This window comes from Pseudomonas sp. P4_D7, from assembly GCF_056401755.1.
Genome location: NZ_JBFUIR010000005.1, coordinates 126,147 through 148,534, shown reverse-complemented (window position 1 = coordinate 148,534; position 22,388 = coordinate 126,147). Strand labels below are relative to the sequence as shown.

Sequence of the window (22,388 nt, the reverse complement as noted above, 5' to 3'; positions counted from 1 at the left end):
CGTATTACAGTCACGGTCTATTCGCCGCAGTTCTCCCGACTCGAGTGCCCATGAACGAACAGTTGCAACCCCTCAAGAAACAACCGCGAGCAGGCAAAGCCGGCCGCAGCGGAACCCAGGACGATATTGTCTACGCGCATATCTTCGAGGCCATCCTCGAACAGCGTCTGGCGCCCGGCACAAAATTGAGCGAAGAAGCGCTGGGGGAAATCTTCGGGGTCAGCCGCACCATCATTCGCCGCGCGCTCTCGCGTCTGGCCCATGAAGGCGTGGTGCTGTTGCGGCCGAACCGTGGCGCCGTGGTTGCCAGCCCGAGCGTTGAAGAAGCCCGTCAGGTGTTTCTCGCACGCCGTCTGGTCGAACGCGCGATCACTGAGTTGGCGGTGCAACACGCCACCGCCGAGCAGATCGCCGAGCTGCGGCAGATGGTCAACGACGAGCGCGACAGCTTCTCCCGTGGCGATCGCGGCGCCGGTATTCGTCTGTCGGGCGAATTCCACCTGAAGCTGGCGGAAGCGGCGATGAACGCCCCGTTGATCAGCTTTCAGCGCAGCCTGGTTTCGCAGACGTCGCTGATCATTGCCCAGTATGAAAGCGGCAACCGCTCGCACTGCTCGTACGACGAACACACCCAGTTGATTGACGCGATCGAGAAGCGTGATGGTGAGTTGGCGGTGAATCTGATGATGCATCACATGGATCACATCGACAGCAAGCTCAACCTCGACGAGGAAGGCGCGTCGGATGATCTGCATGCGGTGTTCTCGCATTTGTTGCAGACCAAGAAGCCGGGGCGTCCTGCGGCCAAGCTCTGACTGACCAATAGAAAAATCCCCCGCAGCTGAAAAGTTGCGGGGGATTTTTTGTGCCTGTCTGATCGTTCCCACGCTCTGCGTGGGAATGCCTCTGGGGACGCTCCGCGTCCAGTGACGCGGAGCGTCACGGGCTGCATTCCCACGCAGAGCGTGGGAACGATCATGGGGCGGGGGAAATTAGCGCTGATGCACCAAAGCACCCGCCGCATACGTCTGCTGCACCGTGCGGTCATCGCCCAGCGTCATCAACACAAACAACGTCTCGGCAATGTTGTTGGCCTGCTTCAAACGGTAGCTCAGCAGCGGCGTGGCGTTGTAATCGAGCACCAGGAAGTCAGCGTCGGAACCCGGTTGCAGGTTGCCGATCTTGTCTTCCAGACGCAGCGCCCGCGCGCCACCCAAGGTCGCCAGGTACAGCGACTTGAACGGGCTCAGGCGCGCACCTTGCAGTTGCATCACTTTGTACGCTTCGTTCAGCGTTTGCAGCAGCGAGAAACTGGTGCCGCCGCCAACGTCAGTGCCCAGACCGACATTGAGCTTGTGCTTCTCGGCCATCGGCAGGTTGAACAAGCCGCTACCCAAGAAGAAGTTCGAGGTCGGGCAGAACGAGATCGCTGAACCGGTTTCCGCCAGTCGTGCGCATTCGTCGTCGCACAGGTGCACGCCGTGGGCGAACACCGAGCGCTCGCCGAGCAGTTTGTAGTGATCGTAAACGTCGAGATAGCCCTTGCGCTCCGGGAACAGCTCCTTGACCCACTCGATTTCCTTGAGGTTTTCGCTGATGTGGGTCTGCATGTACAGATCCGGGTATTCGGTCAGCAGTTGGCCGGCGAGGGTCAGTTGCTCCGGGGTGCTGGTCGGCGCGAAGCGCGGGGTGACCGCGTAGTGCAGGCGGCCCTTGCCGTGCCAGCGTTCGATCAGCGCCTTGCTTTCGACGTAGCTCGATTCGGCGGTGTCGGTCAGGTAGTCCGGGGCGTTGCGGTCCATCATCACCTTGCCGGCGATCATGCGCAGGTCGAGCTTCTCGGCCGCTTCGAATAACGAGTTCACCGATTGCGGGTGCACGCTGCCAAACACCAGTGCGGTGGTGGTGCCGTTGCGCAGCAGCTCCTTGACGAAAATGTCAGCGACTTCGTCGGCGTGGGCCTTGTCGCCGAACTGGCTTTCGCACGTGAAGGTGTAGGTGTTCAGCCAGTCGAGCAATTGCTCGCCGTAGGCACCGACCATGCCGGTTTGTGGAAAGTGAATGTGGGTGTCGATGAAGCCCGGGGTGATCAACGCGTCTTGGTAATGCTCGATTTCGATGTCCGCCGGCAGGGTCGGCAGCAAATCACTGGCGTGGCCAAGGGCGCTGATCTTGCCGCCATCGACCACCAGCAGGCCGTCCTCGAAATATTCGTAGGAGGCTTCGATCCCGACTTCGGCGGGGTCGGCGATGCTGTGCAGGATGGCGGCGCGGTAGGCTTTGCGAGTCAGAGGCATGAGGGTTCTCTAATCAGTTTGAGGCTTTGAGTTTGGTCGCCTGACTGCGCCGTGAAAGCGGCAGCAGTTTGGCAATCGGTTCGGCGCTGGCAGTCTGCTGGCCGAAGTTGGCGTTGTAGGTGGCGATGATTTCGCCGGCGATGGAGATGGCGATTTCCACAGGCAGTTTGCCTTTGACTTCGCCGATGCCCATCGGGCAGCGCATGCGTTGCACGACGCCGCTGTCGAAACCGCGATCGCGCAAACGGTGTTCGAACTTCGCGCGTTTGGTCTTCGAGCCGATCAGGCCGAAGTAGGCGAAGTCGTTGCGCTTGAGAATCGCGGCAGTGAGTTCAAGGTCGAGCTGATGGTTATGGGTCATGACGATGCAGTAACTGCCGGCGGGCAGCTCATCGATTTCATCCACAGGCTCTTCGGAAACGATTTTACGCACGCCGTGGGGGATGTGTTCGGGGAATTCGGCCTCGCGCGAATCGATCCAGCGCACCCGGCAGGGCAGGCTGGCGAGCAGCGGCACCAAGGCGCGGCCAACGTGACCGGCCCCGAACACGGCGATTTGCGCCTGCACCTGGCCCATCGGTTCGAACAGCAACACGGTGGCGCCGCCGCAGCACTGGCCCAGGCTGGCGCCGAGGCTGAAGCGCTCCAGATGAGTGTCCTGCTTGCCGCTGGCGAGCATCTCGCGGGCGATCTGCATGGCTTTGTATTCCAGATGCCCGCCACCGATGGTGTCGAAACTCTGATTAGCGCTGATGACCATTTTCGAGCCGGCATTGCGTGGCGTCGAGCCGAGCTCTTCGATGATCGTCACTAGAACGCAGGGTTCACCCTGGTTCTGCAGGTCGGCGAGGGCGTCGATCCAGTTGTACATACACACCTCTCAGATCGTTCCCACGCTCTGCGTGGGAATGCATCACTGGACGCTCCGCGTCCGCTGTTCAGGATGCGACGCAGAGCGTCGCGGGCTGCATTCCCACGCAGAGCGTGGGAACGATCATCAAACAACCGCGGTTTCAGCTTCGACCGCTTTCACAGCCTTCAACTGACGCATCTGCTCACACCCCCACAACACCCGCTCCGGCGTCGCAGGCGCATCGATCTGCGGCTGATGCTTGTAGTCACCGAGGCTCGCCACCGCATCCTTGATCGCGCACCACGAAGCAATCCCGAGCATGAACGGCGGCTCGCCGACAGCCTTGGAATGGAACACCGTGTCTTCCGGGTTCTTGCGGTTTTCCACCAGTTTCACCCGCAGGTCCAGCGGCATGTCCGCCACGGCCGGGATCTTGTAGCTGGCCGGGCCGTTGGTCATCAGCTTGCCTTTGTTGTTCCAGACCAGCTCTTCCATGGTCAGCCAACCCATGCCCTGAATGAAACCACCCTCGACCTGACCGATGTCGATGGACGGGTTCAGCGAGGCGCCGACGTCGTGAAGGATGTCGGTGCGCAGCATCTTGTACTCGCCGGTCAGGGTGTCGACGATCACTTCGCAGCACGCCGCGCCGAAGGCAAAGTAGTAGAACGGACGACCACGGGCCTGGCTGCGGTCGTAGTAGATTTTCGGGGTCTTGTAGAAGCCAGTGCTCGACAGCGAAACCTGATTGAAATACGCCTGCTGGATCAGCGCTTCAAAGGTCAGGATATGGTCGCGAACACGCACGTGACCGTTGTGGAATTCAACGTCTTCTTCAGTGACTTTGAAGTGACGCGCAGCGAATTCGATCAGGCGTTTCTTGATGATTTCCGCCGCGTTCTGCGCCGCTTTACCGTTCAAGTCGGCGCCGCTGGACGCTGCCGTCGGCGAGGTGTTTGGCACCTTGTCGGTGTTGGTCGCAGTGATCTGCACACGGTCGATTTCGACCTGGAACACTTCGGCCACGACCTGCGCGACTTTGGTGTTCAGGCCCTGACCCATTTCGGTGCCGCCATGGTTCAGGTGGATGCTGCCATCGGTGTAGATGTGGATCAGCGCACCGGCCTGGTTCAAGAAACTGGCGGTGAAGGAAATGCCGAACTTCACCGGGGTCAGCGCCAGACCTTTTTTCAGGATCGGGCTGTTGGCGTTGTAGCGACGAATCGCTTCACGGCGCTCGTGGTACTGGCTGCTTTCTTCCAGTTCGGCGGTCATCTCTTCGAGCATGTTGTGCTCGACGGTCTGGTAGTAGTGGGTGACGTTGCGTTCGGTCTTGCCGTAGTAGTTGGCCTTGCGCACCGCGAGTGGGTCGAGTTGCAAATGACGGGCAATCGCGTCCATCACTTCTTCGATCGCGACCATGCCTTGTGGGCCACCGAAACCACGGTAAGCGGTGTTCGACGCGGTGTTGGTCTTGCAGCGGTGACCATTGATGGTCGCATCGCCGAGGTAGTACGAGTTGTCCGAGTGAAACATCGCCCGGTCAACGATCGACGCGGACAGGTCCGGCGAGCAGCCGCAGTTGCCGGCCAGGTCCATGTTGATCCCGTGCAGGCGCCCGGTGCTGTCGAAGCCGACGTCGTACTCGACGTAGAACGGGTGACGCTTACCGGTCATCAGCATGTCTTCGACGCGCGGCAGGCGCATCTTCGTTGGTTGGCCGGTGAGGTGCGCAACCACCGCGCACAGGCAGGCCGGGCTGGCGGCTTGAGTTTCCTTGCCACCGAAACCACCGCCCATGCGGCGCATGTCGACAACGATTTTGTTCATCGACACGTCGAGCACTTCGGCAACCAGTTTCTGTACTTCGGTCGGGTTCTGCGTCGAGCAGTAGACGATCATGCCGCCGTCTTCGGTCGGCATCACTGAGGAGATTTGCGTCTCCAGATAGAAGTGTTCCTGACCGCCGATGTGCAGCGTTCCTTGGATGCGGTGTTCAGCGGTTGCCAGCGCAGAAACCGAATCGCCGCGCTGGTGGGTGTGGCTGTCGAGGACGAAGTGGCGTTTGCGCAGGGCTTCGACCACGTCGAGCACAGGTTCGAGATCTTCGTATTCGATGATCGCCGCCATCGCGGCTTTGCGCGCGGTTTCCAGATCCTTCGCGGCCACCGCAAGCACCGGTTGACCGACGAACTGCACGTCATCGATGGCCAGCAACGGGTCGCCTGGCATCAGCGGGCCGATGTCTTTCAGGCCAGGCACGTCTTCGTGGGTGATGGCGATGCGCACGCCTTCGAAGGCGTAACACGGCGAGGTGTCGATGCTGATGATCTTCGCGTGGGCGCGGTCCGACATGCGTGCATACAGGTGCAACTGGTTGGGAAATTCCAAACGATCATCGATGTACTGCGCTTCACCGGACACGTGCTTGGCGGCGCTGTCGTGCTTGACGCTGCGGCCGACGCCAGAGGTCAGATCCTTGGCGAACAGTTCAGCCAGTTCAGCCTGGGTTTTTTCTACGCCGTGATGGTTAGACATAAGCGGTCACCCGAGTCTCGATGTGCGGTGTTTGCAGTTCGATGAAGTATTTGCGCAGCAGGTTCTGTGCGCTGAGCAGGCGATATTCCTTGCTGGCGCGGAAGTCCGACAGCGGGGTGAAATCTTCGGCCAGTGCGGCGCAGGCGCGTTCGACCACCGTGTTGGTGAACGGCGCACCGATCAGCGCGGCTTCACAATGGGCGGCGCGTTTCGGGATCGCGGCCATGCCGCCGAAAGCCATGCGTGCATCGGTGATCACGCCGTTTTCCACGCGCAGGTTGAACGCGGCGCAGACGGCAGAGATGTCGTCGTCCAGACGCTTGGAGACCTTGTAGGCGCGGAACAGCTGCTCGGCGCTGGCGCGCGGGACGATGATCTTCTCGATGAATTCACTTTCCTGACGGGCCGTGACTTTGTAATCGATGAAGTAATCTTCCAGGTTCAAGGTGCGGCGAGTTTCGCCTTTGCACAGCACGACCTGCGCGCCGAGGGCGATCAGCAGCGGTGGCGAGTCACCGATCGGCGAGGCGTTGCCGATGTTGCCGCCGAGGGTGCCCTGGTTGCGGATTTGCAGCGAGGCGAAGCGGTGCAGCAGTTCGCCGAAGTCCGGGTACTCGGCGTTCAACGCTTCGTAGCAGTCGGAGAGGGCGGTGGCCGCGCCGATTTCGATGCGGTCTTCGAAGGTGTCGATGCGCTTCATTTCCGCGACGTTGCCGACGTAGATCATCACCGGCAGGGTGCGGTGGAATTGGGTGACTTCCAGCGCCAGATCAGTGCCGCCAGCGAGCAGGCGCGCTTGTGGGTAAGCGTCGTAGAGATCGGCCAGATCAGCGACGGTCAGCGGCACCAGGCAGCGTTTGTCGCCGCTGTTGAGTTCGCCGATATCGGTCGGTGCGATGGCTTTGAGGCGCGCAATGGTCTCCGCTTCGCGGGCATCGAACTGATCTGGTTGCTTGCCGCAGCAGGATTGCTCGGCAGCGGCCAGAATAGGCCGGTAGCCGGTGCAACGGCAGAGGTTGCCGGCCAGCGCTTCGTGGGCCTTGGCGTGATCCGGTGCATCACTGTTCTTTTGCAGGGCGAACAGCGACATGACGAAACCGGGGGTGCAGAAACCGCACTGCGAGCCGTGGCACTCGACCATGGCTTTCTGCACGCTGTGCAGTTCGCCTTTGTGTTTGAGGTCTTCGACGCTGATCAGTTGTTTGCCGTGCAGCGACGACACGAACGTCAGGCACGAGTTGAGGCTGCGATAGCGAATGTGTTCGCGGCCAGCGTCATCCGTTTGCAACTCGCCGACTACTACGGTGCAGGCGCCGCAGTCACCGCTGGCGCAACCTTCTTTGGTGCCGGATTTGCCGACGTGTTCACGCAGGTAATTGAGCACAGTCAGATTCGGGTCCAGGGCGTGCTCGCTACGGAGTTCCTGGTTAAGTAAAAACTGGATCACGGAAGGCCTCGCAGACTCATTATTGTTGTTAACCGACGTGAACCGAATTTAGCAGGTCTGACTTTTCGGTCAATGGTTTTCTGACTTAAAGGTCAGGAAAAAGCATTTCGTCGATCAACAACGTGTCTATTCAGTATTGACCCTCATTGGATCCCCTGCTTTTTTGCGGGAATCGTGCCAAAAACCGCTGAGTGGGCACTCCGCCATGAGCCTGCATTTGCGCTACACTGCGCCGCTTGTGCAGATCGATAGAGTTTGAAGGACAACCATGACGTTCAAGGCGCCGGACAGCCTCGCCGAGCAAATCGCTCACCACCTCGCCGAACGCATCATTCGTGGCGAAATGAAGCCGGGAGAGCGCATCCAGGAACAGAAGGTCACGCTGGCACTGAATGTCAGCCGCGGTTCGGTCCGTGAAGCCTTGCTGATCCTTGAGCGCCGCCACCTGATCGCGATCCTGCCGCGCCGTGGTGCGCACGTCACCGAGTTGACGCCGCACAAGGTGCAGAGCCTGTGCACATTGATGAGCGAGCTGTACATTCTGCTCGGCAACGCGGTGGCCAATGGCTGGCAAGTGCAGTCGGACATGGCGCCGTTCGTGCAGATCCAGCAGCGCCTGACCGCCAGCTACGAGCGTCAGGATATCCGCAGCTTTGTCGACGACAGCTTCGCCGTAATGCGCGCTGCCTATCCGTTCGCCAACAACCCGTACCTGCAAGAGACCGTCGAGAACCTGCAACCGGCGATGAGCCGTGCGTACTTCCTCGCCCTCGAACAGCGCAAGGCTTCAATGAGCGAGTTCCTCGAACTGTTCGAACGCCTGCTCGCCGCCGTGCTCGCCCGTGATTTGCCGCAGATCCGCATCGTGCTGACGGCTTACGCCCAGCGCAGCTGCGATCTGGTGGTTTCCGCCCTGACGGTTGCCTAAGCGTGCGGCTCAAGTGCATCAAACTGGCGGGATTCAAATCCTTCGTCGACCCGACCACGGTGAACTTCCCCAGTAACATGGCGGCGGTCGTCGGGCCGAACGGTTGCGGCAAGTCGAACATCATCGACGCCGTACGCTGGGTGATGGGCGAGAGTTCGGCGAAGAACCTCCGTGGCGAGTCGATGACCGACGTCATCTTCAACGGCTCGACCAGCCGCAAACCGGTGAGTCAGGCCAGTATCGAACTGGTTTTCGACAACTCCGACGGCACGCTGCTGGGCGAGTACGCCGCCTACGCCGAGATTTCCATCCGCCGTAAAGTCACCCGCGACAGCCAGACCACGTATTACCTCAACGGCACCAAATGCCGGCGTCGCGACATCACCGATATCTTCCTCGGCACCGGTCTGGGCCCGCGCAGTTACTCGATCATCGAGCAGGGGATGATCTCCAAGCTGATCGAGTCCAAGCCCGAAGACCTGCGCAACTTTATCGAAGAAGCCGCCGGCATCTCCAAGTACAAGGAGCGCCGGCGTGAGACCGAAAACCGCATCCGTCGCACCCACGAAAACCTCGCGCGTCTGACTGACCTGCGCGAAGAGCTCGAGCGTCAACTCGAGCGCCTGCACCGCCAGGCCGAAGCGGCGAAGAAGTATCAGGAATTCAAAGCCGAGGAGCGTCAGCTCAAGGCACAACTGTCGGCCCTGCGCTGGCAGGATCTCAACGAACAGGTCGGCCAGCGCGAGTCGATCATCGGCACCCAGGAAATCAGTTTCGAAGCGCTGGTCGCCGAGCAGCGTAATGCTGACGCGGCCATTGAGCGTCTGCGTGATGGTCACCATGACCTGTCCGAACGCTTCAATCTGGTGCAGGGACGCTTCTATTCGGTCGGCGGCGATATCGCCCGCGTCGAGCAAAGCATCCAGCACGGCCAGCAACGCTTGCGGCAGTTGCAGGACGACTTGAAAGAAGCCGAGCGCGCACGCCTCGAAACCGAATCACACCTGGGCCACGACCGCACGTTGCTGCTGACCCTCGGCGAAGAGCTGGACATGCTCACCCCCGAGCAGGAAGTCACCAGCGCTGCCGCCGAAGAAGCCGCCGCTGCACTGGAGGATTCCGAATCGGTCATGCACGGCTGGCAGGAGCAGTGGGACGCCTTCAACCTGACCGCCGCCGAACCGCGCCGTCAGGCTGAAGTGCAGCAGTCGCGCATCCAGCAGCTGGAAACCAGCATGGAGCGTCTGGCCGACCGGCAAAAGCGTCTCGGCGAAGAGCGCGCGCTGCTCTCGGCTGACCCGGAAGACGCGGCGATCATGGAACTCAACGAGCAGCTCGCCGAGTCCGAAGCGACCCTCGAAGATTTGCAGACCAGCGAAGAAGCGCAGGTCGAAAAACTCGAACAACTGCGGCAGGAATTGCAGCAGGCGCTGACCGCGCAACAACAGGCGCAGGGCGATTTGCAGCGACTTAACGGTCGCCTCGCGTCCCTCGAAGCCTTGCAGCAAGCCGCGCTCGACCCGGGCACCGGCACTGCCGAATGGCTGAAAGAACACAACCTCGCCGAGCGCCCGCGTCTGGCCGAGGGCTTGAAGGTCGAGGCCGGTTGGGAGCTGGCGGTGGAAACCGTGCTCGGCGCCGATCTGCAAGCGGTGCTGGTCGACGACTTCAGCGGCTTCGATTTGTCCGGTTTTACTCAGGGCGATCTGCGCCTGCTCAGCCCTGCCAGCGATGGCGTGCGCGTGGCCGGCAGCTTGCTCGACAAGGTTGATGCGCAGATCGATCTGTCGCCGTGGCTCGGTCAGGTCAAGCCGGTCGACAGCCTCGAGCAAGCCTTGGCCTTGCGCGGGCAATTGAGCGCCGGCGAGAGCTTGATCAGCCGCGACGGTTACTGGGTCGGTCGGCACTTCCTGCGCGTGCGCCGGGCCAGCGAAGCGGAAAGCGGCATGCTCGCCCGTGGCCAGGAAATCGAAGCGCTGCACCTCGAACGTGAAGAAAAAGAAGCCACGGTCGAGGCCATGGAAACCCGTCTGCAAACCCTGCGTGCGCAACAGCGTCAGCAGGAAAACGGCCGCGAACATTTGCGCCGTTTGCTGCAAGACGAAGCGCGTCAGCAAGGCGAATTGAAAGCACAGCTGTCCGCTGGCAAAGCCAAGGCCGAACAGTTGACTCTGCGTCGTACCCGTCTCGATGAAGAGCTGGTCGAACTGGGCGAACAACGCGAACTCGAGCATGAACAGATCGGCGAAGCGCGCATGCAATTGCAGGAAGCGCTGGATGCCATGGCGCTGGACACCGAGCAGCGTGAATTGCTGCTGGCCCAGCGCGACAGCCTGCGCGAGCGCCTTGACCGCGTGCGCCAGGAGGCGCGGCAGCACAAGGATCACGCCCATCAATTGGCCGTGCGTCTTGGCTCTTTGCGCGCGCAGCATGACTCCACGCGTCAGGCGCTGGAACGTCTGGAAATGCAGGCCGAGCGCCTGACTGAAAAGCGCGAACAGTTGAGTCTGAATCTGGAGGAGGGCGAGGCACCGCTGGAAGAGCTGCGCCTGAAACTCGAAGAACTGCTCGACAAGCGCATGACCGTCGATGAAGAACTGAAGACCGCGCAGATCGCTTTGGAAGATGCCGATCGCGAATTGCGCGACGCGGAAAAGCGCCGGACTCAGGCCGAGCAGCAATCGCAGTTGATTCGCGGCCAGCTCGAACAGCAACGCATGGAATGGCAAGCCCTGACCGTGCGCCGCAAGGCTTTGCAGGATCAGTTGCTGGAAGACGGCTACGATCTTAACGGCGTGCTCGCGACATTAACCGCGCAAGCCAGTGAACGCGAAGCCGAAGAAGAACTCGAACGCATCAACGCGCGGATTCAGCGCCTGGGTGCGATCAACCTCGCGGCCATCGATGAATACACGCAACAGTCTGAGCGTAAACGGTATCTGGATGCCCAGGACGCCGATCTGGTCGAAGCACTGGAGACCCTGGAAAACGTAATCCGCAAGATCGACAAGGAAACCCGTAACCGTTTCAAAGATACCTTTGATCAGATCAACGGTGGTTTACAGGCACTTTTTCCAAAAGTTTTCGGTGGCGGGCGCGCGTATTTGGAACTGACGGGCGAAGATCTACTCGATACAGGGGTAACGATCATGGCGCAGCCGCCAGGGAAGAAGAACAGCACCATCCATTTGCTCTCCGGCGGGGAAAAAGCCCTGACCGCACTGGCACTGGTTTTTGCCATCTTCAAATTGAACCCGGCGCCGTTCTGCATGCTCGATGAGGTTGACGCGCCACTGGATGACGCTAACGTTGGACGCTACGCACGCTTGGTCAAAGAGATGTCGCAGACCGTGCAGTTCATCTATATCACCCACAACAAGATCGCCATGGAAATGGCCGAGCAGTTGATGGGCGTAACGATGCATGAACCGGGTTGTTCGCGACTGGTAGCCGTGGATGTCGAGGAGGCGATGGCGATGGTGGACGCCTGAGTCAGCGTGGTGTCGGAAAAGGTAATTCAGGTCTGTAGGACTTTTTTACCAACTGCGACTTGCTGGCCAATCGACATATTCGCGCAAGCCAAATGAGACAGACGGTGTAAAGTTGTCTTTGGTCGTGCTAGTTTAATGTCAATTTTTCGTATACGTGGGCAAAACGCCTGTCAGAACATAGAGTTGGCGCCACGTTTTAAAGCGGTTTGCACAATGTAAACCCCTTATTTTTCAGCATTTTTTATAGAGGCACGGGATTACATGGAAATCGGTCTGCGCGAGTGGCTGATCGTCATCGGCATCATTGTGATAGCCGGTATTCTTTTCGATGGCTGGCGCCGTATGCGCGGCGGCAAGGGAAAACTGAAATTCCGTCTTGACCGAAGTCTGTCCAACCTGCCGGACGAGGACACCAGCGCTGAGCTGTTGGGCCCGGCTCGCGTGCTGGACACCCACAAAGAGCCGCAACTGGACGAACACGATCTGCCGTCGGTGAGCATGCCGGCCCGCGAAGCACGCGAGCCTCGCGAATCCGGTTCGAAACGTGGCAAGCGTGGCAGCAACGGTCCGGCGCAGGGCGACCTGAACCTCGATCTGGATCTGGACGGCGGCCCGAGCTTCAGCAGCCGTGACAACGATTTCGTTGAAGACAGCAAGCCCGCGCCGGCGATGGCCGACAAGGATCAGCCGCAAGCTGAAGAAGTATTGGTCATCAGCGTGATCTGCCGTGATGCCGCTGGCTTCAAAGGCCCGGCGCTGTTGCAGAACATTCTCGAAAGCGGTCTGCGTTTCGGCGAGATGGATATTTTCCACCGTCACGAAAGCATGGCTGGCAATGGTGAAGTGCTGTTCTCCATGGCCAACGCGGTCAAGCCGGGCATCTTTGATCTGGACGACATCGACCATTTCAGTACCCCGGCGGTAAGCTTCTTCCTCGGCCTGCCAGGCCCGCGTCATCCGAAGCAAGCTTTCGACGTGATGGTGGCTGCAGCCCGCAAGCTGTCGCAGGAATTGAACGGCGAACTGAAAGATGACCAGCGCAGCGTCCTGACCGCGCAGACCATCGAACACTACCGTCAGCGCATCGTCGAATTCGAACGTCGCGCCTTGACCCAGAAGCGTTGATTGAAAAGATTGCCTCGGCACAAGAGGCAGTCGGCAATATAGATTGAGCAGCCTCGGCTGCTCTTTTGCTTTATGAGAGAACACCCATGACCGCCGCCAAAAACCGCATTCTCGAGCTACGCGCTGAACTCGATCAGCACAACTACCGTTACCACGTCCTCGACGAGCCGAGCATTCCGGATGCCGAGTACGACCGGTTGTTCCACGAGCTCAAAGCGCTGGAAGCGGCCAACCCGGAACTGATCACCAGCGACTCGCCGACCCAGCGCGTCGGCAGCGTGGCGCTGACCGCGTTCACCCAGGTGCGTCACGAAGTGCCGATGCTCAGCCTCGGCAACGCCTTCGAAGAAACCGACATGCGCGAATTTGATCGCCGGGTGACCGAAGGTCTGGACCTGCCGGCCGGCGATCTGTTCGGTGGCGGTGCGGCGGTGGAGTACAGCTGCGAGCCGAAACTTGATGGCCTGGCGGTCAGTCTGCTTTATCAGGACGGCGTGCTGGTACGCGGCGCCACGCGCGGCGACGGCACCACTGGCGAAGACATCAGCGTCAACGTGCGCACCGTGCGCAACATTCCCCTGAAACTGCACGGCGAAGGCTGGCCGGCGACGCTGGAAGTGCGCGGCGAAGTGTTCATGTCCAAGGCCGGTTTCGAGCGCCTCAACGCCTCGCAACTGGAAGTCGGCGGCAAGACTTTCGCCAACCCGCGCAACGCTGCCGCTGGCAGCTTGCGTCAGCTTGATTCAAAGATCACCGCCAACCGTCCGCTGGAATTCTGCTGCTACGGCATCGGTCAGGTCTCCCACGATATTTCCGACACCCACATCGGCAACCTCAAGCAGTTGCAGAAGTGGGGTATGCCGATCAGTCACGAACTGAAGCTGGCCAAGGGCATCGGCGAATGTCTCGATTACTACCGCGACATCGGCGCGCGCCGTAACTCGCTGACCTATGAAATCGACGGCGTGGTGTTCAAGGTCAACAGCATTGCCGATCAACGCGAACTGGGCTTCCGCGCCCGCGAACCGCGTTGGGCGATCGCGCACAAATTCCCGGCTATGGAAGAACTCACCGAGCTGCTCGACGTCGAGTTTCAAGTCGGTCGTACCGGTGCTGTCACCCCGGTCGCTCGTTTGAAACCGGTCAAGGTCGCCGGCGTCACTGTGGCCAACGCTACGCTGCACAACATGGATGAAGTCGCGCGTCTGGGCCTGATGGTCGGCGACACCGTGATCATCCGCCGCGCCGGTGATGTGATTCCGCAGGTGGTGCAAGTGGTCATGGATCGCCGTCCCGAAAATGCGCGCGCGGTGCAGATTCCCGAGAGCTGCCCGGTGTGCGGTTCGCACGTCGAGCGCACGCAACTGATCAAGCGCAGCAAAGGCAAGGAAACCGTCAGCGAAGGCGCGGTGTATCGCTGCGTGGGCCGACTAGCCTGTGGCGCGCAACTGAAGCAGGCGATCATTCACTTCGTCTCGCGTCGGGCGATGGACATCGAAGGCTTGGGCGACAAAAGCGTTGAGCAACTGGTCGATGAAGGTCTGGTCAGTTCGCCGGCCGATCTGTATGCGCTGAAGTTCGATGACATCGTCGATCTGGAAGGTTTTGCCGAGGTATCGAGCAACAAACTGCTGGCGGCCATCGAAGACAGCAAGAAACCGGGGCTGGCGCGTTTTATCTATGCACTGGGTATCCCTGATGTCGGCGAGGAGACTGCCAAGGTCCTGGCGCGCTCGCTGGGTTCGCTGGAGCGCGTGCAGCAGGCGCTGCCGCAAGTGCTGACCTATCTGCCGGATGTGGGGCTGGAAGTGGCGCACGAGATTCACAGCTTCTTTGAAGATGCGCATAACCAGCAGGTGATCATCGAGTTGCTCGGCCATGGTTTGCAGATTCAGGATCAGGGTGAGTTGGGCGCCGAGTTCGCGGCCAGCACTACGTTGGGTGGCTTTCTCGACAAGCTGCACATTCCTTCGGTCGGCCCCGGTGGCGCGCAGAAGCTGGCGGACAAGTTCGGTTCGCTGGAAGCGGTGATGAATGCTGACTGGCTGGACATGCGTCAGGCCTTGCCGGAGAAACAGGCCAATTCGGTTCGCGAGTTTTTTGCGCTGCCTGAGAACCGGCAACTGGCTGAGGCATCCGAAAAGCAACTGCGTGATTTCGGCATGCACTGGCAGAGCGAGAAGAAGGTTGTTGAGGGCTTGCCGCTGTCCGACGAGACCTGGGTGCTGACCGGCAAGGTTGAGCTGATGAGCCGTGATGTCGCCAAGGAGCACTTGGAAAGCCTTGGCGCCAAGGTTGCCGGTTCCGTGTCGGCGAAGACTCATTGTGTGGTCGCAGGCCCCGGCGCTGGTTCCAAACTGACCAAGGCCAATGAGCTGGGCGTGAAAGTGATGGACGRAGAAACCTTCATCGCCTTCCTCAAAACTCACGGCGTCGCCGTTTAAGATTGATCGTTCCCACGCTCCCGCGTGGGAATGCCGCTCCGGACGCTCCGCGTCCGCTGTGACGCAGAGCGTCACTGGATGCATTCCCACGCAGAGCGTTGGAACGATCAGCAAAGCGCGGGAACGATGTTGTCACGGGAATGATCTAGTCTTGGCAAGCCCTAGGGAGAGATCGCCATGCACCGCTTTTTCGAGCAGCTCAGTTCCCGCATCATCGCGCCGTTCATGGGCGAATCCTCACGCAACAGCAAAGTCTGGCCGTGCCGCTGCGGCCAGTCGCTGTTCTTTCGCAATAGCCAGTGCCTGGCCTGCAACGCATTGCTTGGTTATCAAGCCGAAGAAAGTCGCCTGACCTCGCTGCAGCCGGGGCCGTATGAGGGCACCTGGACGCTCGATGCCGACCCCGAGGCCGGCCTGTTCCGCCGCTGCGCCAACCTCGACACAGCCGCCGCGTGCAACTGGCTGCTGCCGGCCAACGATCACGACAGCCTGTGCATCGCCTGCAGCCTCAACCGCACCATCCCCGACCTGTCCGCCCCGGACAACCCTGAGCGCTGGCGCAAAGTCGAAATCGCCAAGCGTCGCCTCGTTGCGCAACTGATCACCCTCGGCCTGCAAGTCATCCCGAAAACCGTGGATGAAGACACTGGGCTGGCCTTCGACTTCATCGGCGTCGACCTCGAAGGCAACGCACCGATGACCGGCCACGCCAATGGCCTGATCACCCTCGACATCAAAGAAGCCGACGACGCCCACCGCGAGCAGGTGAGGGCGGCGATGCATGAACCCTATCGCACACTGCTCGGGCATTTTCGCCATGAGGTTGGCCACTATTACTGGGATCGCCTGATCGCCAACGGCCCCTGGCTCGGCTCGTTCCGCAGCCTGTTCGGCGACGAACGCGCCAGTTACGCCGAAGCGCTTGATCGTCACTATCAACAAGGCGCACCTCAGGACTGGCCGCAGCACTACGTCAGCGCCTACGCAACCATGCACCCGTGGGAAGACTGGGCGGAAACCTGGGCGCACTACCTGCACATGATGGATGCGGTGGACACCGCGCTGGGTTTTGGCATGAGCGCGCGGGAAATGGATTTCGACTACCAGCCGTTTCCGCCCAGCACGCTGTACGACCCGGAGCATCCCGGTGGCGAGGCGTTCCTGTCATTCGTCAACGCGTGGATCGAACTGGCGGGCATGCTCAATGAGCTGTCACGGAGCATGGGCCAGCCGGATTTCTACCCGTTCGTGCTGCCGGCGCCAGCGATTGCCAAACTGCACTTCATTCATCTGGTGATCCAGCAGGCGGGCGGCAGGGCGGATGAGGTTCTGACCCTGTAGGCGCTGCCGCAGGCTGCGATCTTTATGTCCTTGAACCCGTTCATATTTTTAATCTGCAACCAACGGTTGTAACTTCGTCTCAGATAGGTACAATGGCGCGGCTCGCCGACAGGCAAGCATCGTTATGGTGACCCCATCGGTCCCCCCGCAACGATTACCCGTGAACCTGGTCAGAGCCGGAAGGCAGCAGCCACAGCGGGAACATTGTGTGCCGGGGTGTGGCTGGTGGGGTTACCACCTTAACGAACAATCGAACGCTTCAAACAGAACTGCATGGGTTTCGCCCACTGCGGTTTTTTTGTGTCTGCGATTTGGCCAGTGCCCTGAGTTAACTGTGGGAGCGAGCCTGCTCGCGAAGGCGTCAGACCTGCCAGAGATGAGTTGACTGAGACACCGCTTTCGCGAGCAGGCTCACTCCTACAGGGGTTATGGGGTGGCTTCAGAGGACCCGGTATAGAGCCGGATAATCTCATCAATCTCCCCCGACATTTTCATCCGCAACAACGTGCGCAATATTCGCTGCACCGGTACCTTCGGATCATTCCTCACGTAACAACCGACCTTCTGCTCCTGTAAAACCGCCACCCCCTGCAACTGTTGCTCAGGGAGCAGGCGCTGGTTAAACCAGTCCAGCGTCCACTGATTGCTCACCGCATACCGATAACGCCCGGCCAGCAGTTTCTCCAGCACCTGCTCCTGATTGCGCGCATCTTCGCGTTGCAATCGATCGTCATCGAACAGTGGTTGCAGAGTCGGGTAGGTGTAGCCCAGAACGGTGCCGATGGATTGGCGGGGCAAATGCGCGGGGACGACACTGGCAGGTTGATCTTTGCGGCTGATCAGCAGATCGCGCTGGAAGAACAACGGCAGACTCCAGATGTAATCCCCCGACTGATTTGGCAGCCATGACTGTGCGGCATAGCAGCGCACGTCGATCTCGCCGTGTTCCATGGCGGTCTGCACGCGGGCGCGGGGCAGGACGTGAAACTCGGCCGGTACACCGACCTGCGTGGCCAGGCTGAGCATCAGGTCGTAGAGAATGCCTTGGGTCGGTCGGCCGCGTTCGAATTGCACCATCGGCATTGCCCAGCTGTCGGGCATGGCGAAGCGCAACGGGTTTTCCGCTGCCGTCACGTTCAGGCTGATTCCCAGCAACGCCCCTAAGGCCCACCGCATAAACGCTCCGGTAATTCCCGATCCCCAGCCGATAAAAGCCTCTGCTCATGCAGCTTAGCCATATTAGACGAGGACACCGGATGCAATTTTGCCCTTGCTCCGCTAGCATTAGCCGCTTCTGCTTCCTTCGCTGCGACGGTTTTCGATGAGTTATCAGGTTCTTGCACGTAAATGGCGTCCGCGCTCGTTCCGCGAAATGGTCGGCCAGACCCATGTGCTCAAAGCTCTGATCAATGCCTTGGACAGCCAGCGGCTGCACCACGCGTACCTGTTCACCGGTACGCGCGGGGTGGGTAAAACCACGATTGCGCGGATCATTGCCAAATGCCTGAACTGTGAGACAGGTATCACTTCCAGCCCGTGCGGCGAGTGTTCGGTGTGCCGTGAAATCGATGAGGGGCGCTTCGTCGACCTGATCGAGATCGACGCCGCGAGCCGCACCAAGGTCGAAGACACCCGCGAACTGCTCGACAACGTGCAGTACGCGCCAAGCCGTGGGCGCTTCAAGGTCTACCTGATCGACGAAGTGCACATGCTCTCCAGCCATTCCTTCAATGCGCTGCTGAAAACCCTCGAAGAGCCGCCGCCGTACGTTAAGTTCATCCTGGCGACCACTGATCCGCAGAAACTTCCGGCAACGATTTTGTCGCGCTGCCTGCAGTTCTCGCTGAAGAACATGACGCCGGAGCGTGTGGTCGAGCATTTGACCCACGTTCTCACTGCCGAAAACGTGCCGTTTGAAGACGATGCCCTGTGGTTGCTCGGTCGCGCCGCTGACGGTTCGATGCGTGATGCCATGAGCCTCACCGACCAGGCGATTGCTTTCGGTGAAGGCAAGGTTCTCGCTACCGACGTGCGAGCGATGCTCGGCACGCTGGATCACGGTCAGGTCTATGACGTCCTGCATTCGTTGATCGAAGGCGACGCCAAAGCGTTGCTCGAAGCCGTGCGTCACCTGGCCGAACAAGGCCCGGACTGGAATGGCGTGCTCTCGGAAATTCTTAATGTGCTGCACCGCGTGGCCATCGCCCAGGCGCTGCCGGAAGGCGTCGACAATGGCCATGGCGACCGCGATCGCGTGTTGGCACTGGCGCAGGCCTTGCCGGCCGAAGACGTGCAGTTCTATTACCAGATGGGCCTGATCGGCCGCCGCGATTTACCGCTGGCGCCGGACCCGCGTGGTGGCTTCGAAATGGTCCTGCTGCGGATGCTGGCCTTCCGGCCGGCAGATACCGCAGACGCACCGAGGCAACCGCTAAAGCCAGTGGGGATCAGCCAGGCCACAGTTGATTCCGCAAACTCCGTGGCTGCCGCGCCTAAACCTGCGCCGGTAGTCGCTGCGGCTGTTGCGCCGACGCCTGCTGTAGCGCCTGCGCCTGCGCCAGTGGCTGCACCTGCACCGGCTCCCGAGCCGGCGCCGGTTGCTCCTGTTGCCGCGCCAGAACCTGAGCCAGCGCCTCTCGTCGCTGAAGAAGTCGTCGACCTGCCGTGGAATGACCCGGTGGAACCCGAGGCCGACCCCGAACCTGCACAGCAACCCGCCGTCGAACCGGTACTGGAAACCACCGCCGAGCAACCCGAGTTGCCGCCGATGCCGCTGCCGACCCCGGACAGCGTCGTTCCGGAGGCGCCTGAGTGGGCCGCCGCGCCGATTCCCGAACCGTCGGTCGCTGACGTCGATGTCGCCACCCCGGGCATGGACCTGGACGACGAGCCGCCGCTGGATGAGGATTACATCGAGCCGGACATCGATTCGGCCTACAGCTACCTCGACGAACTGGCCAGTGAGCACGCCGCCGAGCCTGCCCCGGAGCCCGAGCCAGAGCCGGCTGCGGCGCCGGCCACAGGTCTGGCGTTGCAGTGGCTGGAATTGTTCCCGAAACTGCCGATCTCCGGCATGACCGGCAGCATCGCCGCCAACTGCACATTGATCGCCGTCGATGGCGACCATTGGCTGATGCACCTCGACCCGGCGCACAGCGCACTCTTCAACGCCACGCAGCAGCGTCGTCTCAACGATGCGCTGAACCAGTTCCACGGTCGCACATTGAGCCTGACCATCGAGCTGATCAAGCCCGAGCAGGAAACCCCGGCCCAGGCCGCGTCCCGTCGGCGTGCCAACCGTCAGCGCGAGGCGGAGGAGTCGATTCACGGCGATCCGTTCATCCAGCAAATGGTTCAGCAGTTCGGCGCGGTGGTGCGACACGATACTATTGAACCTGTCGATGCCTTGGTCGCCCAAGGCTAATAACTGAAGGTGCCCGGCCGCGCTGGCCGGGCGCTGTTTTGATCCAAGTACTTTTGAGGTGATTCCCATGATGAAAGGTGGCATGGCCGGCCTGATGAAGCAGGCACAGCAGATGCAGGAAAAAATGGCCAAGATGCAGGAAGAACTGGCCAACGCCGAAGTCACCGGTAAGGCCGGCGGCGATATGGTCACCGTGGTGATGACCGGTCGTCACGACGTCAAAAGCGTGAGCATCGACCCAAGCCTGGTTGAAGGCATGAGCGAAGATGACAAAGAAATGCTGGAAGCGGTCATCGCCTCCGCCGTCAACGACGCAGTGCGCAAGATCGAAAAGAACAGCCAGGACAAAATGGGCAACATGACCGCTGGCATGAACCTGCCGGCCGGTATGAAACTGCCATTCTGATTCGCCAACCGGCGGCAGATGAGCTACACAAAATGCCAGGCATTGCGCCTGGCATTTTTGTTTCTGACCGATCGTTCCCACGCTCTGCGTGGGAATGCAGCCCGGGACGCTCCGCGTTCCAAGTCCAGAGCCGAACGCGGAGCGTCCGTTGCGGCATTCCCACGCGGAGCATGGGAACGATCAACTCACCTCGGTCCACCGGAATAAACATCGAACGCCCAAATGGCTCAACGGTCTGCTCCCTATACCCGCTGAATTAACCCTTCACAGGAGACGCTGACATGTCCGACTCTCTTACCCTCAACCAACGCTTCGTCCTCGCCTCGCGTCCGGTTGGCGCGCCGACCCCGGAAAACTTCCGCCTCGAACGCGAAGCCTTGCCGGATCTGCAGGACGGTCAGGTATTGTTGAAAACCCTGTACCTGTCCCTCGATCCCTACATGCGCGGGCGCATGAGCGACGCACCCTCTTACGCCGCGCCGGTACAAATCGGTGAAGTGATGACCGGCGGCGCGGTCAGCCGTGTCGAGGATTCACGTCATCCGAAATTCCATAAAGGCGATCTGGTGGTCGGCGCGACCGGTTGGCAGAGCCACAGCATCAGCGATGGCCGTGACATCATCCCGATCCCTGCCGGGTTGCCGAGCCCGTCGATGGCGCTGGGTGTGTTGGGCATGCCCGGCATGACCGCGTACATGGGGCTGATGGACATCGGTCAGCCGAAAGAAGGCGAAACGCTGGTGGTGGCGGCTGCGTCCGGCGCGGTCGGCTCGGTGGTCGGGCAAGTGGCAAAGATCAAAGGCCTGCGCTCGGTCGGCGTGGCCGGCGGTGCCGAGAAGTGCAAGTACGTGGTCGAAGAGCTGGGTTTCGATGCCTGCATCGATCACAAAGCCGCCGACTTCGCCGAGCAACTGGCCAAGGCCTGCCCCAACGGCATCGACATCTATTACGAGAACGTCGGTGGTCATGTATTCGATGCCGTGGTGCCGCTGCTCAATCCCAAGGCGCGCATTCCGTTGTGCGGTCTGATCGCTGGTTACAACGCCTCCGAAGCGCCAAAAGGCCCGGATCGCCTGCCGATGCTGCAACGCACGCTGCTGACCAAGCGCGTGCGGATTCAGGGCTTCATCGTGTTCGACGATTACGGTGATCGTCAGCCGGAGTTCATCAGCCACATGGTGCCGTGGGTACGCGATGGCAAGGTGAAATTCCGCGAGGACGTGGTCGAAGGCCTAGAGCAGGCGCCCGAGGCGTTTATCGGTCTGCTGGAAGGGCGCAACTTCGGCAAACTGGTGGTGAAGGTCGCCCAGGACTGAGTATTTGACGCTGGCCAGAGGCGCGGGTATAAACCGCGTCTCGTTGTTTTGTCGGACTTTTTACCCATGAGCTTCAGCCCTTTGATTCGCCAACTGATCGACGCCTTGCGCACTTTGCCGGGCGTGGGGCAGAAAACCGCCCAGCGCATGGCGTTGCAGATGCTCGAGCGTGACCGCAGCGGCGGCTTGCGCCTGGCCCAGGCCCTCAGCCAGGCCATGGAAGGGGTCGGTCACTGCCGTCAGTGCCGCACGCTGACCGAAGACGATCTGTGCCCGCAATGCGCCGATACCCGCCGTGACGATACGTTGCTGTGCGTGGTGGAAGGGCCGATGGATGTGTATGCGGTCGAGCAGACCGGTTTCCGTGGCCGCTACTTTGTGCTCAAGGGGCATTTGTCGCCGCTCGATGGCCTGGGGCCTGAGGCGATCGGCATTCCGCAGTTGATGACGCGGATCGAAGAGGCGGGCACGTTTACCGAAGTCATCCTCGCGACCAACCCGACCGTGGAAGGTGAGGCGACGGCGCATTACATTGCTCAGCTGTTGAGCAACAAAGGCCTGATCGCCTCGCGGATTGCCCACGGCGTGCCGTTGGGTGGTGAACTGGAACTGGTCGATGGCGGCACGCTGGCGCATTCGTTTGCCGGGCGTAAACCGATTTCTCTCTGAATTTGCAGTGTCTGAGCTGACGCCTTCGCGAGCAAGCTCGCTCCCACATTGGTTTTGTGTCATTCACAAATCCCCTGTGGGAGCGAGCTTGCTCGCGAATGGGGCGACT

The 22,388-nt window shown here is 60.6% G+C and carries 15 protein-coding genes and 1 other RNA gene; 11 read left to right on the top strand and 5 right to left on the bottom strand.

Going from position 1 to position 22,388, the window contains the following annotated elements:
- The first annotated feature begins 50 nt into the window (after window positions 1–50).
- The gene (locus tag AC1DVF_RS06130; RefSeq protein ID WP_007918375.1) at window positions 51–815 is read left to right on the top strand and encodes a GntR family transcriptional regulator; all 765 of its coding nucleotides are present in this window, start codon (window positions 51–53) and stop codon (window positions 813–815) included.
- 177 nt (window positions 816–992) lie between these two features.
- Here AC1DVF_RS06130 and guaD read toward each other — a convergent pair whose 3' ends face one another.
- The 4 genes from guaD to xdhA form a co-directional block, all read right to left on the bottom strand.
- Window positions 993–2,297 carry a guanine deaminase gene (gene guaD / locus AC1DVF_RS06125; protein WP_477782223.1) on the bottom strand — a complete coding sequence of 435 codons (1,305 nt, stop codon included), beginning with the start codon at window positions 2,295–2,297 and terminating at the stop codon, window positions 993–995.
- A gap of 13 nt (window positions 2,298–2,310) precedes the next feature.
- A complete protein-coding gene (xdhC, locus tag AC1DVF_RS06120; protein ID WP_477782222.1) occupies window positions 2,311–3,168 on the bottom strand; it encodes a xanthine dehydrogenase accessory protein XdhC in 858 nt (285 codons plus the stop codon).
- Between the two features lie 126 nt (window positions 3,169–3,294).
- Window positions 3,295–5,688, bottom strand: coding sequence for a xanthine dehydrogenase molybdopterin binding subunit (gene xdhB / locus AC1DVF_RS06115; RefSeq protein ID WP_150751626.1), 2,394 nt, complete (start codon window positions 5,686–5,688; stop codon window positions 3,295–3,297).
- Window positions 5,681–7,135, bottom strand: coding sequence for a xanthine dehydrogenase small subunit (xdhA, locus tag AC1DVF_RS06110; protein ID WP_095047730.1), 1,455 nt, complete (start codon window positions 7,133–7,135; stop codon window positions 5,681–5,683). Before xdhA ends, xdhB begins: the two co-directional genes overlap by 8 nt.
- Window positions 7,136–7,403: 268 nt before the next feature.
- Between xdhA and AC1DVF_RS06105 the strand changes: the two genes are divergently transcribed.
- The 6 genes from AC1DVF_RS06105 to ffs all read left to right on the top strand — a co-directional run bounded on the left by AC1DVF_RS06105 (window position 7,404) and on the right by ffs (window position 16,695).
- Window positions 7,404–8,063 carry a GntR family transcriptional regulator gene (locus AC1DVF_RS06105; protein ID WP_034152853.1) on the top strand — a complete coding sequence of 220 codons (660 nt, stop codon included), beginning with the start codon at window positions 7,404–7,406 and terminating at the stop codon, window positions 8,061–8,063.
- 2 nt (window positions 8,064–8,065) lie between these two features.
- On the top strand, window positions 8,066–11,554 hold the full coding sequence (smc, locus tag AC1DVF_RS06100; protein ID WP_034152852.1) for a chromosome segregation protein SMC: 3,489 nt from the start codon (window positions 8,066–8,068) through the stop codon (window positions 11,552–11,554).
- 261 nt (window positions 11,555–11,815) lie between these two features.
- Entirely contained in the window at window positions 11,816–12,679 is an 864-nt protein-coding gene (zipA, locus tag AC1DVF_RS06095) for a cell division protein ZipA (protein ID WP_034152851.1), read from the top strand.
- 86 nt (window positions 12,680–12,765) lie between these two features.
- Window positions 12,766–15,123, top strand: coding sequence for an NAD-dependent DNA ligase LigA (gene ligA / locus AC1DVF_RS06090; protein ID WP_477782221.1), 2,358 nt, complete (start codon window positions 12,766–12,768; stop codon window positions 15,121–15,123).
- Window positions 15,124–15,300: 177 nt separating this feature from the next.
- Entirely contained in the window at window positions 15,301–16,464 is a 1,164-nt protein-coding gene (locus tag AC1DVF_RS06085; RefSeq protein WP_477782220.1) for a zinc-binding metallopeptidase family protein, read from the top strand.
- Window positions 16,465–16,598: 134 nt separating this feature from the next.
- An RNA gene (ffs, locus tag AC1DVF_RS06080) (signal recognition particle sRNA small type) lies at window positions 16,599–16,695 on the top strand.
- Window positions 16,696–16,890: 195 nt separating this feature from the next.
- Here the strand turns inward: ffs and AC1DVF_RS06075 are convergent.
- Entirely contained in the window at window positions 16,891–17,640 is a 750-nt protein-coding gene (locus AC1DVF_RS06075) for a substrate-binding periplasmic protein (protein WP_320337287.1), read from the bottom strand.
- A 145-nt stretch (window positions 17,641–17,785) separates the two neighbouring features.
- Here AC1DVF_RS06075 and dnaX point away from each other — a divergent pair, with 145 nt between their 5' ends.
- The 4 genes from dnaX to recR all read left to right on the top strand — a co-directional run bounded on the left by dnaX (window position 17,786) and on the right by recR (window position 22,279).
- Window positions 17,786–19,888: a DNA polymerase III subunit gamma/tau gene (dnaX, locus tag AC1DVF_RS06070; RefSeq protein WP_477782219.1), complete on the top strand. Its 2,103-nt coding sequence runs from the start codon at window positions 17,786–17,788 to the stop codon at window positions 19,886–19,888.
- Between the two features lie 67 nt (window positions 19,889–19,955).
- The gene (locus AC1DVF_RS06065) at window positions 19,956–20,294 is read left to right on the top strand and encodes a YbaB/EbfC family nucleoid-associated protein (protein ID WP_016984747.1); all 339 of its coding nucleotides are present in this window, start codon (window positions 19,956–19,958) and stop codon (window positions 20,292–20,294) included.
- Between the two features lie 281 nt (window positions 20,295–20,575).
- Window positions 20,576–21,610, top strand: a complete 1,035-nt coding sequence (locus tag AC1DVF_RS06060) for an NADP-dependent oxidoreductase (protein WP_194934562.1) — start codon at window positions 20,576–20,578, stop codon at window positions 21,608–21,610.
- 66 nt (window positions 21,611–21,676) lie between these two features.
- Window positions 21,677–22,279: a recombination mediator RecR gene (gene recR, locus AC1DVF_RS06055; protein ID WP_007918335.1), complete on the top strand. Its 603-nt coding sequence runs from the start codon at window positions 21,677–21,679 to the stop codon at window positions 22,277–22,279.
- Window positions 22,280–22,388: the final 109 nt, after the last annotated feature.